Origin of the sequence: Pseudomonas sp. 2957, from assembly GCF_031456345.1 — a bacterium.
GTDB classification, from domain to species: domain Bacteria; phylum Pseudomonadota; class Gammaproteobacteria; order Pseudomonadales; family Pseudomonadaceae; genus Aquipseudomonas; species Aquipseudomonas siliginis.
This window is the reverse complement of sequence record NZ_JAVDUL010000001.1, coordinates 59,545-77,119: the sequence shown is the minus strand read 5'-3', so window position 1 is coordinate 77,119 and position 17,575 is coordinate 59,545. Positions and strand designations below refer to the sequence as shown.

Sequence of the window (17,575 nt, the reverse complement as noted above, 5' to 3'; positions counted from 1 at the left end):
GTGGTTTTTTCATGCCTGAGGATCCACCCGATCCAGCGCACGGTTCACCGCCAGCTCAGCGAGCATGATGATCTGCTGAATCGCCAGCGCCGTATTGCGCTGCGGTCGCCCCAACTGATCAGCGAAATCACTGGCCAGGGTGTTGGCTGAAGCGAGGGATTCACAGGCATGGGCGAGCAGGGTTTCGGTATCGATTTCCGGCTGGATGAGGAACATGGTGCTGGGCGGGTGCGCCTTGCCAGGTTGCGGGCACAGGTAAAAATCCAGAGCCCGCTTGATCGCTTCGCGGTTTTTCGCGAGGTCGTCGGCGCGGATGGTTTGTTCGAGGGGGGTGGGTTCGTATGGTGGATCGGGAACGATTTTATCCACAATGCTTCTCCTGCTGATGCTGATGGACAGCCATCGATCGCCGGATCTCACGCGGCGGATAGGTGGCAGCTATGTGCGAGGTGAGATCCACCGGAGCAGGCAACCGGCCAGACCGAAGTCTGCCCGCACACAGCCGCCATAAAGCAGGCAGCAGATTGAGCTGGCGCCAATTATCGTGGTGCTGGCGCCAGTTGCAAGCTATCCGGGGATCTCACTCCCGATCGCTGATTCGCAGCGACGGGAAAAGACTAGAGATCGCACGTCCGACGGACAACCTGAAAACCTTGTGGGAAGGTTCTGCGAACTCAGATACCGCTTTAAACACACTCCAGATCGCCACCCTCACCCTAGCCCTCTCCCAGAGGGAGAGGGGACTGACCGAGTTGTTCAGGCGAGGTACGCCGACGTGAAAGTCCGAGTTGAACTCAGGATTTGCAAACCACACAAAATCGGCCCCCTCTCCCTCGGGAGAGGGCTGGGGTGAGGGGCAGCAACAACACAAATCAAAAGCCGGACACACACGCTTTTCACCACTCAATAGGCCGAGTGTCAGCTCGCCTGCTCTTGATCTTGATCCACCGGCGACGTCGGAAGGCTGAGTGGAGGGATTGATCCGGGCGTGGGAGCGTAGCGACCGTTCGACGAAGTCGAACACAGCGGAAGGAGGTGCAGCGAAGCAAACCGGAGCCGCTGCGCCCGGATCAGTCCCGAAACGAAGGAACCCGAGCCTGCGAGGGCCGAACGCAGGAGCTAGCGTTTTGGGTTACCTTTTTGGCGTTTGAAAAAGGTGACTCGCCGTAAGGGCGAAACCGCCAGCCGCCACACCCGAAGCAACGGATATTCACCCAAATCAAAACAAAACCAAGGCCAACAAAAAACCCGCAGACAATCCCTCATCTGCGGGTCTCCCGTTCCAGCAGCAAAGAAGATCAGAAATCCTCCAGCCGCCACACCTCATAAGCCGGCGTCTCATACGGATGACTGAGCTTCAACACCGCCACAACAGCCACAATCAACTCATCCGCAACAACAAGCTCAACCTTCCATTCCTCAACCCGCTCAACCTGCCCCGCCTGACCGACAAACGGCTGACTGCCGTCCAACGGTCGAAACTCGCCCAGGCCAAGCACCTGCCACGCACAGTGGTCATAGTCACCGATCCGCCCACCACCGGCAGCGAACACAGCCCCTTTGACCACCTCGACATGACTGTCAGGAACAAAAAACGCCAGCTTGTACACAGGCCTTAGTTCACCCAGACGCGCGCATTACGGAACATGCGCATCCAAGGAGCATCCTCGGTCCAGTCTTCCGAACGCCACGAGTTCTGCACCGCGCGGAACACACGCTCCGGGTGCGGCATCATGATCGTCACGCGACCGTCACGGCTGGTCAGACCGGTGATCCCGCGCGGCGAGCCGTTCGGGTTGGCCGGGTAGGCTTCGGTGACCTTGCCGTGGTTGTCGACAAAACGCATCGCCACGCAACCGGACAGATCGGCTTCCAGCAGTGCTTCTTCGCTGGCGAACTCGGCATGCCCTTCACCGTGGGCGATGGCGATCGGCATGCGCGAACCGGCCATGCCCTGCAGGAAGATCGAATTCGATTCCTGGATCTGCACCATCGCTACCCGCGCTTCGAACTGCTCGGAGCGGTTGCGCACGAAGTGCGGCCAGAACTCGCTGCCCGGGATCAGCTCGTGCAGGTTGGACATCATCTGGCAACCGTTGCACACGCCCAGCGTGAAGCTGTCGTTACGTTCGAAGAAGCCCTGGAACGCATCGCGGGCGCGGCTGTTGAACAGCGCCGACTTGGCCCAGCCTTCACCGGCGCCGAGCACGTCGCCGTAGGAAAAACCGCCGCAGGCCACCAGGCCTTTGAACTCGTTGAGGTCGACACGACCGGCGAGGATATCGCTCATGTGCACGTCGATCGCGCTGAAACCGGCGCGATCGAACGCGGCAGCCATTTCCACCTGACCGTTGACGCCCTGCTCACGCAGCACGGCAACCTGTGGGCGGATGCCTTTTTTGATGTAAGGCGCGGCGATGTCCTGATTGACGTCGTAGCTGAGCTTGACGCTCAGGCCCGGATTGTCTTCTTCCAGAAGCGCGTCGAATTCCTGCTCGGCGCAGTCGGCGTTGTCGCGCAGACGCTGGATCTGGTAGCTGGTTTCGGCCCACTGACGCTGCAGCAGACGACGCTGGCCTTCAAACACGGTGTCACCGTTGAAGGTGATGTTGATCTGGCCATTGTTGATCGGCTGACCGATCACCGACACGCAGTCGCCCAGACCGGCGGCGCTGAACTGCGCGAGGATGTCCGGGGTGGCGTCCTGGCGAACCTGGATCACTGCGCCGAGTTCTTCGTTGAACAGGATCGCGGCGATTTCCGAAGCGGATTCGGCAACGCTGTCCAGGTTCAGGCTCAGACCGCAGTGGCCGGCGAAGGCCATTTCCACCACGGAGGTCAGCAGACCACCGTCGGAACGGTCGTGGTAGGCCAGCAGATGACCGTCGGCGTTGAGGCCCTGGATCACTGCGAAGAAGGCTTTCAGGTCTTCAGCGTCATCGACGTCCGGCGCATGCTTGCCGAGTTTGCCGTGGACCTGCGCGAGGATCGATGCACCCATGCGGTTCTGGCCGCGACCGAGGTCGATCAGGATCAGGTCGGTGGTGCCCTTGTCCATGCGCAGTTCCGGGGTCAGGGTCTGACGAATGTCAGCCACTGGCGCGAAACCGGTCACGATCAGCGACATCGGCGAGGTCACGGTTTTTTCTTCGCCGTTATCGTTCCAGCGAGTGGCCATGGACATCGAGTCCTTGCCCACCGGGATGGTGATGCCCAGCTCAGGGCACAGCTCCATGCCGACCGCTTTCACGGTGTCATACAAACGCGCGTCTTCGCCCGGGTGGCCGGCAGCGGACATCCAGTTCGCCGACAGTTTGATGTCGGAGAGCTTGTTGATCCGCGAGGCAGCAATGTTGGTGATGGTTTCGCCGATGGCCATGCGGCCCGATGCCGGCGCGTCCAGCAGAGCCAGCGGAGTACGCTCGCCCATCGCCATGGCTTCACCGGTGTAGACGTCGAAACTGGTGGCGGTGACGGCAACGTCGGCCACCGGCACTTGCCATGGGCCGACCATCTGGTCACGGGCGACGAGGCCAGTGATGGTGCGGTCGCCGATGGTGATCAGGAAGCTTTTGCTGGCCACGGCCGGATGATGCAGAACGCGTTCGATGGACTCGCTAATGTCGAGGTTCGACGGATCGAAGTCATCGCCCAGCTCGGCTTCACGAACCACCGAACGGTGCATGCGCGGCGCCTTGCCCAGCAACACTTCCAGCGGCATGTCCACCGGGTTGTTGCCGAAGTGGCTGTCGGTGACGGTCAATTGCGGTTCGGCAGTGGCTTCCCCGACCACGGCAAACGGGCAACGCTCGCGTTCGCAGATCGCCTGGAAGCGCTCGAAATCTTCCGGGCCGACCGCCAGCACGTAACGTTCCTGGGATTCGTTGGACCAGATTTCGTGCGGGGCCATGCCCGGCTCGTCGTTTGGAATGTTGCGCAGTTCGAAACGGCCACCGCGATCGCCGTCGTTGACCAGTTCCGGGAAAGCGTTGGACAGACCGCCCGCGCCGACGTCGTGAATGAAGCTGATCGGGTTCTTGTCGCCCAACTGCCAGCAACGGTCGATGACTTCCTGGCAGCGGCGCTCCATTTCAGGGTTTTCACGCTGCACGGAAGCAAAATCCAGATCCGCCGAGCTGGTGCCGGTGGCCATCGACGAAGCCGCGCCGCCACCGAGACCGATCAACATCGCCGGGCCGCCGAGCACGATCAGCTTGGAGCCGACCACGATCTCGCCTTTCTTGACGTGCTCTTCACGGATGTTGCCCATGCCGCCAGCGAGCATGATCGGCTTGTGGTAACCGCGCACTTCGTCGCCGTGCGGGGTGGTGATCGACTGCTCGAAGGTACGGAAGTAGCCGGTCAGCGCCGGACGGCCGAATTCGTTGTTGAACGCAGCGCCGCCGAGCGGGCCTTCGATCATGATGTCCAGCGCGGTGACGATGCGCTCAGGCTTGCCGTACGGCACTTCCCACGGCTGTTCGAAGCCCGGGATCTGCAAGTTCGATACGGTGAAACCGGTGAGGCCGGCCTTGGGCTTGGCGCCACGACCGGTTGCACCTTCGTCACGGATCTCGCCACCGGAACCGGTGGATGCGCCCGGGAACGGAGCAATCGCGGTCGGGTGGTTATGGGTTTCAACCTTCATCAGGATGTGCACCGGCTCCTGCACCGCGCCGTACTGGCGGGTTTCAGGGTTCGGGAAGAAGCGGCCGGCAACGTTGCCGACAATCACCGAAGCATTGTCCTTGTAAGCGGACAGCACGCCTTCGCTGTGCATCTGATAGGTGTTCTTGATCATGCCGAACAGGCTTTTTTCCTGGCTCTGGCCGTCAATGTCCCAACTGGCGTTGAAGATCTTGTGGCGGCAGTGCTCGGAGTTGGCCTGGGCGAACATCATCAGTTCGATGTCGTGCGGGTTGCGCCTCAGACCGTTGAAGGCGTTGACCAGATAGTCGATCTCGTCTTCGGCCAGGGCCAGGCCCAGCTCGGTGTTGGCCTTTTCCAGCGCGGCGCGGCCGCCACCGAGGATGTCGATGGCGGTCAGCGGCTTCGGCTCGGCGTGGCTGAACAGTCCGGCGGCCTGCTCGAGGTTGGCCAGCACGATCTGGGTCATGCGGTCATGCAGCGCGTCCGAAATCAGCTGGGCTTCGGCTTCGCTGAACTGCCCTGCAACATAGAAGGCGATACCGCGTTCCAGGCGCTGGATCTTGCTCAGGCCGCAGTTGCGGGCGATGTCGCTGGCCTTGCTCGACCACGGCGAGATGGTGCCGAAACGCGGCAACACCAGAAACAGACGACCGGTCGGCTCTTGAACCGGAACACTTGGGCCGTACTTCAGAAGGCGCGCTAGCACCTGCTGTTCGTCGCCGGTCAGGACGCCGGTGACTTCGGCGAAGTGAGCGAATTCAGCATACAGGCCACTGACAGCTGGAACCTTCTGGCTCAGTTGCTCAAGGAGTTTGCTGTGGCGAAAGGCAGAAAGGGCAGGAGCGCCGCGCAGGATCAACATCTTCGGGACAGCCTCGGGAAGGGGTGTGCTTTGAGGCCGTGCATTCTAGCCTAAACCGACCTCAACATCACCCGAAACGCTACGCACGGTTGCACTCGGGTAGCAATCTGTGTTTCTGCCTTCGGGGTCAGGTAAATCGAGCGTTTCAGCATGGCTTATTTTTACTGTAACAAAATGCCCTGAAGGCCCGTATTCAAGGGATTTCGCTCGGATTTGTGATCGCTAGCAGACTAGTCCTACGCTGTCGAGATATGGCGCTCGTGGCCGTTTGCGTATACTGCGCAGATGTTTTTCCCAACGGCTTTGCGTCCGCGATACGCCAAATGGCTGATCGCAACCGGACTCTTCCTGATGCTCGGTGGCTGTGTTGATAAACCCAACACACTCGAGCGCGTAAAGGAGGATGGTGTGCTGCGCGTGGTTACCCGCAACAGCCCCGCCACCTACTTTCAGGATCGCAGCGGTGAAACCGGCTTCGAATACGAGCTGGTGAAGCGCTTCGCCGACGATTTGGGCGTCGAGCTGAAGATCGAGACGGCCGACAATCTCGATGACCTGTTCAACCAGGTCGGCAAGCCGAACGGCCCGGTACTCGCGGCCGCCGGTCTGGTCAGCAGCGATGAACGCAAGAAGCAGGTGCGGTTCTCCCACTCCTACCTCGAAGTCACCCCGCAGATCATCTACCGCAACGGCCAGTCGCGCCCTACAGATCCGGCGGATCTGGTCGGCAAGAAGATCACCGTGCTCAAGGGCAGCACCCACGCCGAACAACTGGCCGCGCTGAAACAGAAATATCCCGGCATCGAATACGAAGAATCCGACGCCGTTGAAGTGGTCGATCTGCTGCGCATGGTCGATGAAGGCCAGATTGACCTGACCCTGGTCGACTCCAACGAAGTGGCGATGAATCAGGTGTACTTCACCAACATCCGCGTGGCCTTCGACCTCGGCGACGCGCGCAGCCAGAGCTGGGCGGTGGGCCCGGGCGAAGACAACAGCCTGCTCAATGAAATCAACGCCTATCTGGACAAGGTGCAGAAAAACGGCACCCTGCAACGCCTGAAGGACCGCTACTACGGCCACGTTGATGTGCTTGGCTACATGGGCGCCACCACCTTCGCCCAGCACTTGCAGCAGCGCCTGCCGAAATACGAACAGCACTTCAAGAACTACGCGAAGAAAGAGAAAGTCGACTGGCGCCTGCTGGCCGCCATCGGTTATCAGGAATCCCTGTGGCAGCCGACGGTGACCTCGAAAACCGGCGTGCGCGGTCTGATGATGCTGACCCAGAACACCGCGCAGGCGATGGGCGTGTCGAACCGCCTCGATCCCAAGCAGAGCATTATGGGCGGTGCCAAGTACCTGGCTTATATGAAAGATCAGCTCGACGATTCGATCCAGGAACCGGATCGCACCTGGTTCGCCCTGGCGGCGTACAACGTCGGCAGCGGTCATCTGGATGACGCGCGCAAACTGGCGGCGAAGGAAGGCTTGAATCCGGACAAGTGGCTGGACGTGAAAAAGATCCTGCCGCGCCTCTCGCAGAAGCAGTGGTACAGCAAGACCCGCTACGGTTACGCCCGCGGTGGCGAACCGGTGCACTTCGTGGCGAACATCCGTCGCTACTACGACATCCTGACTTGGGTGACCCAGCCGCAGCTTGAGGGCGATCAGGTGGCCGAGGGCAACCTGCATGTGCCGGCGATCGACAAGTCGAAACCGGCGCAAGAGCCCGCCCCGCTCTAACCCAAACCTCAAATCCAACTGTGGGAGCGAGCCTGCTCGCGAAAGCGTCGTGTCAGTCGACATTATCTTTGACTGATACATCGTTTTCGCGAGCAGGCTCGCTCCCACAGGGGTTTTGTGTAGCTGCTCAGGATTTGGCAGCAGCCAGAATCAGCGCTTTCATTTCCGATACGGCGGACTTGAAGCCCACGAACAACGCATGCGCCACCAGCGCGTGGCCGATGTTCAGTTCGTTGATGCCTTTGATCGCCGCCACGGCCTCGACGTTGTGGTAATGCAGGCCGTGCCCGGCATTGACGATCAGGCCCTGCGCCAGTCCAAACGCCACGCCATCAGCGAGGCGTTTGAGCTCTTCAGCCACTTCGGTGGGAGTTTCGGCATCGGCGTAGCGCCCGGTGTGCAGCTCGATGGCCGGTGCACCGATGCGCTTGGAGGCGGCGATCTGGCGCTCGTCGGCGTCGATGAACAGCGACACTTCGCTGCCGATCTTCGACAAACGCTCGACCGCAGCCCTGATGCGCTCCTCCTGCCCCGCTACATCCAGGCCACCCTCGGTGGTCAGTTCCTGACGGGTTTCCGGGACCAGGCAAATGTGCGCCGGGCGAATGCGCTCGGCGAAAGCCATCATTTCTTCGGTGACGCCCATTTCGAAATTCATGCGCGTTTGCAGCACATCCTTGAGCAGCAACACGTCGCGCTCCTGGATGTGACGGCGGTCTTCGCGCAGGTGCACGGTGATGCCATCGGCGCCCGCCTCTTCTGCATCCAGCGCCGCTTTGACCGGATCCGGGTAGCGCGTGCCACGGGCCTGACGCAAGGTGGCGACGTGGTCGATGTTCACGCCGAGAAGAATGCGATTGCTGCTGGTCACGGATGCGCTCCTGAATTGAGAGGTTCGGCGCACAGCATATCAGGGCTTGCGAAACAGCTCGCGACTGACAAGCGGACGCCCGCCCAAATGCACCGCCAGCGCCTGGCGCATCAGACGCTTGGCCGCCGACAGCGCACCGGGCGCCGACCAGTCGGCTTCGGCCATGGCCAGCAGCTCGGTACCGTTGAACAGGCCGGGTTGCAGCAGATACACCCGCTCGAGTCCGGCGTCCACTTGCAAACGGTAGAGGCCGTCAGCAGCGACGGGCTCACCGTGCATATCGGTGTTCATGGAAAAGCCGTAGCCGAGATCATCCAGCAATCGCCATTCGAAGGAGCGCAACAATGGCTCCAGCGGTCGACCTTCGGCCAGCGCCAGCAAGGTCGCGGCGTAATGATCAAATACTGCAGGATGCGGATCTTCGGCAGGCAACAGCCGAATCAACAGTTCGTTGAGATAGAGGCCGCTGAACAGCGCCTCGCCGTTGAGCCACGCAGAGGTACCAGAACTCTCCATGCGCCCGACATTCTTCAGCTCGCCCTTGCCACGGAACTCGACCTCCAGCGCCACGAACGGCCGCGCCAGCGTCCCGGCCTTGCCCCGCGCACTGCGCAACACCGCCCGCAGCCGACCTTGCGGCGTGAGGAAATCGACCAATGCGCTGGTTTCGCGATAGGCGCGCGAATGCAGGACATAGGCGGGTTGGGCGGGAGGCGGGTTTTGCGACATTGAGTTCTCGATGAAGAAACGCGGTTTTACATACAACCCAAAACCACTGTGGGAGCGAGCCTGCTCGCGAAAGCGGAGTGACAGTCAACATCAATGCTGAATGTTACATCCTCTTCGCGAGCAGGCTCGCTCCCACAGTGAGTAGCGGTGTTTTCGAGATCGCTACTTACAGATCGCCATAACCCAGCGAACGCAGCGCGCGCTCGTCATCGGACCAGCCGCCCTTCACCTTGACCCACAGGTTGAGCATGATCTTGGAGTCGAACAGCAGCTCCATGTCCTTGCGCGCCTCGGTGCCGATGCGCTTGATGCGCTCGCCCTTGTCGCCAATGATGATTTTCTTCTGGCCGTCACGCTCGACGAGAATCAGCGCGTGGATGTGCAGGGTCTTGCCCTGCTGCTTGAATTCTTCGATTTCGACGGTGATTTGGTACGGCAGCTCGGCACCCATCTGGCGCATGATTTTCTCGCGCACCAGTTCGGCGGCAAGGAAACGGCTGCTGCGGTCAGTGATCTGGTCTTCCGGGAAGAAGTGATCATTCTCCGGCAAGTGATCGGCGATGACCTTTTCCAGCGCTTCGAGGTTGTGCCCGTGCTGCGCGGAAATCGGGATGATCTGGGCGTTTGGCAGCTGTTCCTGCAACCAGCTCAGGTGCGGCATCAGCTCGGCTTTGTCTTCGATGCGATCGGTCTTGTTCAGCGCGACGATCAGCGGGCCGGTCACGTATTGCACACGCTCGAGCACCATCTGGTCTTCGTCGGTCCACTTGGTGCGGTCGACGACGAAGATCACCACGTCGACGTCTTTCAACGCCGCCGAAGCGGTTTTGTTCATGTAACGGTTCAGGGCCTTTTCGCCACCCTTGTGCATGCCCGGAGTGTCGACGTAGATCGCCTGGACGTCGCCCTCGGTCTTGATCCCGAGCATGTTGTGGCGGGTAGTCTGCGGCTTGCGCGAGGTGATCGCGAGCTTCTGCCCGAGGATGTGGTTGAGCAGCGTCGACTTGCCGACGTTGGGACGGCCGACGATGGCAACGTAGCCACAGCGAGTTGCGTTTGTATCAGTCATTGCCATTCTCCACGCCCAGGGCAATCAGTGCTGCGGCGGCCGCTACCTGTTCGGCAATACGACGGCTCACACCCTGACCTCGGCTTTTTTCATTCAGTAAGACCACTTCGCATTCGACGAAGAAGGTACGGCAGTGCGGTTCGCCCTGAATATCCACCACTTCGTAGCGTGGCAGTTCGCAACCGCGCGATTGCAGGTGTTCCTGCAAGCGGGTTTTCGGATCCTTGTTGGTGTCGACCAGCGTCAGGCCTTCGAATTCGCCGGCCAGCCACGCCAGTACGCGCTCGCGGGCGACGTCCATGCCGGCATCGAGGTAGATCGCACCGATCAGAGCTTCGAGGGCATCGGCGAGAATCGATTCACGGCGGAAACCACCGCTCTTCAGTTCACCTGAACCCAGGCGCAGATAATCACCGAGGTCGAAACCGCGAGCCAGTACGGCCAGCGTCTCACCTTTTACCAGCCGTGCGCGCAAACGCGACAACTGACCTTCGCGGGCCAGCGGGAAGCGATCGAACAGCGCCTCGCCAGCGACGAAGTTGAGGATGGCATCACCGAGGAATTCCAGACGCTCGTTGTTGCGCCCGGCAAAACTGCGGTGCGTGAGGGCCAGCAGCATCAGCTCCTGATCCTTGAAGGTGTAACCGAGCTGGCGCTCGAGACGGCTTAGAGAAACGCTCACGGTTTACCCACGCTGAGTTCGTGGCTGGTTTCCACTGCCATCGCCGGGGTACGGCGCAGGCCTGGGACAATTAACGCTGTGTTCAAAAATAGATCCTGGCGATTGCGAAGCCGATTGTGCCGGCTCCAGAAATGCATTCGGCGCTGTGGTCAACAGCGCCGTGTTTGATTACTTGATCAGGCCGACCCGCGAGAAATTCGGCAGGTGGCTGAGTTTCGGCTCTGGCCAGCTCATCCAGACCGCGAAGGCCTTGCCGACAATATTCTTGTCGGGAACCATGCCCAGCAGATCCTTGGGAATGTTCGGATCATCCCAGTAGCGGCTGTCATTCGAATTGTCGCGGTTGTCGCCCATCATGAAGTAGTGCCCGGCAGGCACTGTCCACGAACGGTCCGGAGTGGCGCGGTAGCGGCTCATTTCCTTGCGGATCAGGTGCTCGGCTGCGCCGAGTTTTTCCTGATAGAGCTCCGCGCTGCCCAGCGAACCTGCTTCGGCGCCGGCCATCTTCTCGGCGATCGACTCACCGTTGACGAACAGACGCTTGTCGGCGGTGTAACGCACCGTGTCACCCGGCAGGCCCACCACACGCTTGATGTAGTTGACGTTCGGGTCGCTCGGGTAGCGGAACACCATCACATCGCCGCGCTGCGGGTCACCGACTTCGATGATCTTCTTGTCGATCACCGGCAGACGGATGCCGTAGGAAAACTTGTTCACCAGAATGAAGTCGCCGACATCCAGGGTCGGTTTCATCGAGCCGGACGGAATCTGGAACGGCTCCACCAGGAACGAACGCAGCACCAGCACGATGAACAGCACCGGAAAGAACGACTTGCCGTATTCAACCAGCAGCGGCTCTTTGTTCAGCTTCTCGACCACCACAGGCTCGGGTTGGCTGACACTGCCTTGATAAGAGGCAATGGCAGCCCGCCGACGCGGTGCCAGGAACAGCAGATCAATCAACGCCAACAGGCCGCAGACGAACACGGCGATGACCAGCAACAGCGGGAAATTTAGCGACATAGGACCTGATTATTCCAACCTGAGCACGGCGAGGAAGGCTTCCTGTGGAATTTCCACGTTGCCGACCTGTTTCATGCGTTTCTTACCGGCCTTCTGCTTCTCGAGCAGCTTCTTCTTACGACTGACGTCACCGCCGTAGCATTTGGCCAATACGTTCTTTCTGAGCGCCTTGACGGTTGTCCGGGCCACGATCTGACCACCGATGGCGGCCTGGATCGCCACGTCGAACATCTGACGAGGAATCAGTTCTTTCATCTTCTCGGTCAACTGGCGACCTTTGAAGTGCGAATTGTCACGGTGCACGATCAATGCCAGGGCATCGACCTTGTCGCCGTTGATCAGCACGTCCAGTTTCACCAGATTAGCCGATTGGTAACGATCGAAATGGTAGTCCAGCGAAGCATAGCCGCGGCTGGTGGATTTGAGACGGTCGAAGAAGTCCAGGACCACTTCGTTCATCGGCAGGTCGTAGGTGACTTGCACCTGATTGCCGAGGAACAGCATGTCGACCTGAACACCGCGTTTCTCGATGCACAGGGTGATGACGTTGCCAAGGTGTTCCTGCGGCACGAGGATATTGGCGCGCACGATTGGCTCGCGCATGTCCTCGATCGCCGACACATCCGGAAGCTTCGACGGGTTGTCGACGTAAATCGTTTCACCGGTTTTCAACACCAGTTCGAAAATTACTGTCGGCGCGGTGGTGATCAGGTCCAGGTCGTATTCGCGCTCGAGGCGCTCCTGAATGATCTCCATGTGCAGCATGCCGAGGAAGCCGCAACGGAAGCCGAAGCCCAGGGCGTCGGAGCTTTCCGGGGTGTACTGCAGCGACGAGTCGTTAAGGGTCAGCTTCTGCAGCGCTTCGCGGAAATCCTCGAAGTCGTCGGAACTGACCGGGAACAGACCGGCGTAAACCTGTGGCTGAATGCGTTTGAAGCCCGGCAGCACCGGCACATCAGGGGTGGAGCTCAGGGTCAGGGTGTCACCGACCGGTGCACCGTGAATGTCCTTGATGCTGGCGATGATGAAGCCCACTTCGCCGGCCTTCAGATCAACGGTGGCGGTGTGTTTCGGGTTGAACACGCCGACGCTGTCGACCAGGTGCACCTTGCCGGTGGACTTGACCAGAATCTTGTCGCCCTTCTTCACACGGCCGTGGCGCACGCGTACCAGGGAAACAACGCCCAGGTAGTTGTCGAACCAGGAGTCGATGATCAACGCTTGCAGCGGATCTTCGATGTTGCCGGTCGGCGCAGGAATGGTGTGCACCAGACGCTCGAGCACTTCGTCGACACCCAGGCCGGTCTTGGCGCTGCAAGTAACGGCGTCGGTTGCGTCGATGCCGATGATCTTCTCGATCTCGTCCTTGACGCGATCCGGCTCGGCCTGTGGCAGGTCGATCTTGTTCAGTACCGGCATGACCTCCAGGCCCTGCTCGATGGCGGTGTAGCAGTTGGCCACGGACTGGGCTTCTACGCCCTGCCCCGCATCGACCACCAGCAAGGCACCTTCGCACGCGGCCAGGGAACGGCTGACTTCGTAGGTGAAGTCGACGTGGCCCGGGGTGTCAATGAAGTTCAGCTGGTAGGTGATGCCGTCTTTGGCTTTGTAATAGAGGGTGACGCTATGGGCCTTGATGGTGATCCCGCGTTCACGCTCAAGATCCATGGAATCCAGTACCTGGGCTTCCATTTCACGCTCGGCCAGGCCGCCGCACATCTGGATGAAACGGTCAGCCAGCGTCGACTTGCCATGGTCAATGTGGGCGATGATGGAGAAATTGCGGATATGACTCAAATCACTCACGGATCAACACTCAAAAAGGCTGCAGGCTTGGCCCGCCGAAAAATAGCCGGGAATTGTACCTGATACACGGCGCAAGCGTCACGTTCGCCTGTCACCCGGATCGCATGCAAAAACGCCCCGGTCTGGCGACCGAGGCGTTTTCAGGGTTCAAGCGCTGAATGAAAGCTTGTTCATCAGCCCGCTCGCCTGAGCAGCCAGACACCTGCCAGCGCACACACGCCGGCCGGCACCAACACCGCAAACAACGGCGAGAAACCGAACACCAGACTCGATGGCCCCAACAGATCCTGGACGATGCGGAAGGTGAAGCCCACCAGCACGCCGGTGAAAACACGCTGACCGAGGGTCACCGAACGCAGTGGACCGAAGATGAACGAGATCGCCATCAGCACCAGCGCGGCAGTCACCAGCGGCTGCAACACCTTGACCCAAAATGCCAGCCAGTAACGGCCATTGCTCAGGCCCTGCTCGGCCAGATAGTGGATGTAGCCCCACAGACCGCTGATCGACAGCGATTCCGGCGCCATGACCACGGTGCTGAGCAGCTGCGGGCTCAACGCCACGTCCCACTCCTCGCTCGGACTGTTGACCACTTCAGTACTGCGCTCATGGAACAGCGTGGTGGCAACGTCGGTGAGCTGCCACTTGCTGCCGTCGAACTCGGCCTTTTTGGCGAAGCTGGAGCTGAGCAGATGGCGCTCCTTGTCGAAGTGATAGCGCGTCACGCCGTACAACAGACCGTTCGGCTGAACCGCGTTGATGTGGATGAATTCTTCACCCTGACGATGCCACATACCGTGCTTGGCGCTTTGCGCATCGCCGCTGCCCTGGGCCAGCGAGCGATTGGCCTGGGCCATGCTTTCGGTGGCCGGGGCGACGTATTCGCCGATCAGCACGCCGGCGAGCATCAGCACCAGCATCGGTTTCATGACGGCCCAGACAATGCGGCCGATCGACACGCCAGCAGCGCGCATGACCGTCAGCTCACTGCTGCTGGCCAGACTGCCGAGACCGATCAGGCAGCCGATCAATGCGGCCATCGGCAACATTTCATACAGCCGGCGCGGTGCGGTCAGCAATACAAAACCGAGCACGTCGACCAGGGTGTAGGTGTCGCTGACGTCGCCCATTTCATCGATGAAGGCAAACAGCGTCGCCAGGCCGAGGATGATCGCCAGCACAGCGATGATCGCCATGAACACGCTGCTGCCGATGTAGCGGTCGAGTTTAACCACGGGCCACCTCCAGCGCAGCGCTGCGACGGCTGGCCAGTTTCAGGCGCAGCGGCTCCCAATACAGCAGGCCGAGGCCGATCACCAGGAAGATCGCGTGCACCCACCACAGGCCGAGGGCCGGCGGGATCTTGCCTTTTTCAAGGGCGCCGCGAGCGGCAATCAGGATGGTCAGGTAAGCCATATAAAGAAGAATCGCCGGCAGCAGCTTGAGGAAACGCCCCTGACGCGGATTCACCCGCGACAGCGGCACCGCCATCAGGGTCACGATGAACACCAGCAGTGGCAGGGACATGCGCCATTGCAGCTCGGTTTTCGAACGGATGTCATCACTGCCCCACAGGGACGAGGTCGGCATCGCGTCACGGTCGGTGACTTCTTCGCTGACGTCCGGCTTGGGCAGCAGCACGCCGTAGGTTTCGTAATGAATGGCGCGGTAATCGGCCTGCCCGGGGCTGCCGTCATAACGATAGCCGTTGTCGAGAATCAGGTAGCGATTGCCATCGGGGCGGATTTCCTGACGGCCCGACTCGGCCACCAGTACGGAAATCCCGCGGTCCTTCTTATCGGCACCGAGGTTCTTCTGCGAGATGAACACGCTGCCGAGATTGACGCGATCGTCGCTCAGGGTTTCGGTGTAGGTCACCCGAGTGCCATCACGCAGGGCCTGGAATCGGCCCGGCTCGAGGGTATCGAACTCGGTCAGCGCGTCCTGCTTGTTCAGCAGCAGCTGAAACTGGTTGGCGCCCTGCGGAGCCAGGCCGAGGCTCAGCCACGCGACCACCAGTGCCACCAGCGTCGCCGGAAACAGGGTCATGCGAAACAGCTTCTGCTGGCTCATGCCGGTGGCCGAGAGCACGGTCATTTCGCTTTCAAGGTACAGGCGACCGTAGGCCAGCAGGATCCCGAGGAACAGGCCCAGCGGCAGAATCAGTTGCAGAAAGCCCGGCAGACGAAAGCCCATGATCAGGAACAGCGAGCCCGGATCGAGCTGACCGGCCGCAGCCTGCGCCAGGTATTTGATGAAGCGACCGCTCATGATGATGACCAGCAGCACGGCACTTACGGCGCTGAGGGTCAACAGGACTTCGCGGGACAGATAACGGAAGACGATCAAACCAGACACTCCAGGGTTGTCAGGCTAAGGCGGCCAAACAAGCAAACACATCGACCGGCCCGCCATGCAGAGCGGTCGAAAAAAGATGCGGCATTATCCTGTGATTGGGTGCGCCTGTCACTGCGCACACTCATCCATCGCTGTAATCCTTTGCTGAGGGTTGTCAGGCGCGGGGAGCGAGGTTCAAACTGCGGCCCTTGTCGCAGGCTTTGGCCTGCGCCTCTTCTATCTATAAGCAGGCGACTGCGGACAGCGTCGAACGCCTGCGTGTTGACCATTCATTCAGGGATCCGGACATGGAACTGGTTGTAAAAAGCGTTAGCCCAGAAACGTTGAAAACCGCCACCCTGGTGGTTGCCGTCGGCGAAGGCCGCAAACTCGGTGTCGCCGCCAGACTGGTCGACGAGTCGAGCGGTGGTGCCATCAGCGCCGTGCTCAAGCGTGGCGACCTGGCCGGCAAGGTCGGTCAAAGCCTGCTGCTGCACAGCCTGCCGAATCTCAAAGCCGAGCGCGTGTTGCTGGTCGGCGTGGGCAAGGATGAGGAACTGGGCGACCGTCCGTTCCGCAAAATCGTTGCTGGCATCCTCAACACCCTCAAAGGCCTGGGCGGCGGTGATGCCGTGCTGGCGCTGGATGAAGTCATCGTCAAAGGTCGCGACAGCTACGGCAAGACCCGCCTGCTGGCGGAAACCCTGGTCGACGGCGGCTACACCTTCGACCAGTTCAAGAGCCAGAAAGCCGAACCGCGCGCTCTGAAGAAAATCACCCTGCTGACCATCAAGGCTGCGCAAGCCGAAGTGCAGCGCGCCGTGAACCACGCCACCGCCATCGCCAACGGCATGGCCTTCACCCGCGATCTGGGCAACCTGCCACCGAACATCTGCCACCCGACCTTCATGGGCGAACAAGCCAAGAATCTGGGCAAAGAGTTCAAGGATCTGAAAGTCGAAGTGCTCGACGAGAAGAAGATCAAATCCCTCGGCATGGGCTCGTTCTACGCCGTGGGCCAGGGCAGCGCCCAGCCGCCGCGCCTGATCGTCATGCAATACAACGGCGGCAAGAAATCCGAGAAGCCATACGCGCTGGTCGGCAAGGGCATCACCTTCGACACCGGCGGCATCAGCCTGAAGCCGGGCGCCGGCATGGACGAGATGAAGTACGACATGGGCGGCGCGGCAAGCGTGTTCGGCACCCTGCGTGCAGTGCTTGAGCTGAAACTGCCGATCAATCTGGTGTGCATCCTCGCCTGCGCCGAAAACATGCCGAGCGGCAATGCGACCCGTCCGGGCGACATCGTCACCACCATGAGCGGCCAGACCGTGGAAATCCTCAACACCGACGCCGAAGGCCGTCTGGTGCTGTGCGATGCGCTGACCTACGCCGAGCGCTTCAAGCCACAAGCGGTGATCGACATCGCCACCCTGACCGGCGCTTGCGTGGTGGCCCTGGGCGCACACACTTCCGGCCTGCTGGGCAACAACGACGAACTGATCGAGCAATTGCTCAGCGCCGGCAAGGCTGCCGACGACCGCGCCTGGCAACTGCCGCTGTTCGACGAGTATCAAGAGCAGCTGGACAGCCCGTTCGCCGACATCGCCAACATCGGCGGGCCGAAGGCCGGCACCATCACCGCCGCCTGCTTCCTGTCGCGCTTCACCAAGAACCTCAACTGGGCGCACCTGGACATCGCCGGCACGGCATGGACCAGCGGCGGCAAGGACAAGGGCGCCACTGGCCGTCCGGTTCCACTGCTGACCCAGTACCTGCTGGATCGCGCCAAGGCCTGAA

At 60.7% G+C, this 17,575-nt stretch carries 13 protein-coding genes; 2 read left to right on the top strand and 11 right to left on the bottom strand.

Features of this window, described 5'->3' with window-relative positions; all coding sequences use genetic code 11:
• Nucleotides 1-9: 9 nt before the first annotated feature.
• The 3 genes from J2Y39_RS00330 to purL form a co-directional block, all read right to left on the bottom strand.
• The gene (locus tag J2Y39_RS00330; RefSeq protein WP_150636222.1) at nt 10-369 is read right to left on the bottom strand and encodes a DUF6124 family protein; all 360 of its coding nucleotides are present in this window, start codon (nt 367-369) and stop codon (nt 10-12) included.
• Between the two features lie 929 nt (nt 370-1,298).
• Nucleotides 1,299-1,610, bottom strand: a complete 312-nt coding sequence (locus J2Y39_RS00325) for a YqfO family protein (RefSeq protein ID WP_310214342.1) — start codon at nt 1,608-1,610, stop codon at nt 1,299-1,301.
• A 5-nt stretch (nt 1,611-1,615) separates the two neighbouring features.
• Nucleotides 1,616-5,512 carry a phosphoribosylformylglycinamidine synthase gene (gene purL, locus J2Y39_RS00320; protein ID WP_310214339.1) on the bottom strand — a complete coding sequence of 1,299 codons (3,897 nt, stop codon included), beginning with the start codon at nt 5,510-5,512 and terminating at the stop codon, nt 1,616-1,618.
• Nucleotides 5,513-5,797: 285 nt separating this feature from the next.
• Between purL and mltF the strand changes: the two genes are divergently transcribed.
• On the top strand, nt 5,798-7,258 hold the full coding sequence (mltF, locus tag J2Y39_RS00315) for a membrane-bound lytic murein transglycosylase MltF (protein ID WP_081932530.1): 1,461 nt from the start codon (nt 5,798-5,800) through the stop codon (nt 7,256-7,258).
• A 127-nt stretch (nt 7,259-7,385) separates the two neighbouring features.
• On the opposite strand, the gene pdxJ is transcribed toward mltF, so the two are convergent.
• The 8 genes from pdxJ to lptF form a co-directional block, all read right to left on the bottom strand.
• Complete coding sequence (gene pdxJ, locus J2Y39_RS00310; RefSeq protein WP_310214333.1) at nt 7,386-8,129, bottom strand: pyridoxine 5'-phosphate synthase; 744 nt, start codon at nt 8,127-8,129, stop codon at nt 7,386-7,388.
• 39 nt (nt 8,130-8,168) lie between these two features.
• Nucleotides 8,169-8,858: a DNA repair protein RecO gene (recO, locus tag J2Y39_RS00305; RefSeq protein WP_056783095.1), complete on the bottom strand. Its 690-nt coding sequence runs from the start codon at nt 8,856-8,858 to the stop codon at nt 8,169-8,171.
• Nucleotides 8,859-9,024: 166 nt separating this feature from the next.
• A complete protein-coding gene (gene era, locus J2Y39_RS00300; RefSeq protein ID WP_016771562.1) occupies nt 9,025-9,927 on the bottom strand; it encodes a GTPase Era in 903 nt (300 codons plus the stop codon).
• Nucleotides 9,920-10,609: a ribonuclease III gene (gene rnc, locus J2Y39_RS00295; protein ID WP_024011703.1), complete on the bottom strand. Its 690-nt coding sequence runs from the start codon at nt 10,607-10,609 to the stop codon at nt 9,920-9,922. The genes era and rnc overlap by 8 nt, the downstream gene beginning before the upstream one ends.
• Nucleotides 10,610-10,777: 168 nt before the next feature.
• Nucleotides 10,778-11,632: a signal peptidase I gene (gene lepB, locus J2Y39_RS00290; protein WP_056783094.1), complete on the bottom strand. Its 855-nt coding sequence runs from the start codon at nt 11,630-11,632 to the stop codon at nt 10,778-10,780.
• 9 nt (nt 11,633-11,641) lie between these two features.
• Nucleotides 11,642-13,438, bottom strand: a complete 1,797-nt coding sequence (gene lepA / locus J2Y39_RS00285) for a translation elongation factor 4 (RefSeq protein WP_016771564.1) — start codon at nt 13,436-13,438, stop codon at nt 11,642-11,644.
• A 173-nt stretch (nt 13,439-13,611) separates the two neighbouring features.
• Complete coding sequence (lptG, locus tag J2Y39_RS00280; RefSeq protein ID WP_150636216.1) at nt 13,612-14,673, bottom strand: LPS export ABC transporter permease LptG; 1,062 nt, start codon at nt 14,671-14,673, stop codon at nt 13,612-13,614.
• Nucleotides 14,666-15,787 carry an LPS export ABC transporter permease LptF gene (lptF, locus tag J2Y39_RS00275; protein ID WP_016771566.1) on the bottom strand — a complete coding sequence of 374 codons (1,122 nt, stop codon included), beginning with the start codon at nt 15,785-15,787 and terminating at the stop codon, nt 14,666-14,668. The genes lptG and lptF overlap by 8 nt, the downstream gene beginning before the upstream one ends.
• A 296-nt stretch (nt 15,788-16,083) precedes the next feature.
• On the opposite strand from lptF, the gene J2Y39_RS00270 reads away from it, so the two are divergent.
• Nucleotides 16,084-17,574 carry a leucyl aminopeptidase gene (locus J2Y39_RS00270; RefSeq protein WP_056783090.1) on the top strand — a complete coding sequence of 497 codons (1,491 nt, stop codon included), beginning with the start codon at nt 16,084-16,086 and terminating at the stop codon, nt 17,572-17,574.
• Nucleotide 17,575: the final 1 nt, after the last annotated feature.

Excerpts from the sequence above, each read along its gene's own strand:
- mltF (WP_081932530.1), top strand. The coding sequence starts at position 5,798 with ATGTTTTTCCCAACGGCTTTGCGTCCGCGATACGCCAAATGGCTGATC.
- purL (WP_310214339.1), bottom strand. The coding sequence starts at position 5,512 with ATGTTGATCCTGCGCGGCGCTCCTGCCCTTTCTGCCTTTCGCCACAGC.
- lepB (WP_056783094.1), bottom strand. The coding sequence starts at position 11,632 with ATGTCGCTAAATTTCCCGCTGTTGCTGGTCATCGCCGTGTTCGTCTGC.
- J2Y39_RS00270 (WP_056783090.1), top strand. The coding sequence starts at position 16,084 with ATGGAACTGGTTGTAAAAAGCGTTAGCCCAGAAACGTTGAAAACCGCC.
- recO (WP_056783095.1), bottom strand. The coding sequence starts at position 8,858 with ATGTCGCAAAACCCGCCTCCCGCCCAACCCGCCTATGTCCTGCATTCG.
- era (WP_016771562.1), bottom strand. The coding sequence starts at position 9,927 with ATGACTGATACAAACGCAACTCGCTGTGGCTACGTTGCCATCGTCGGC.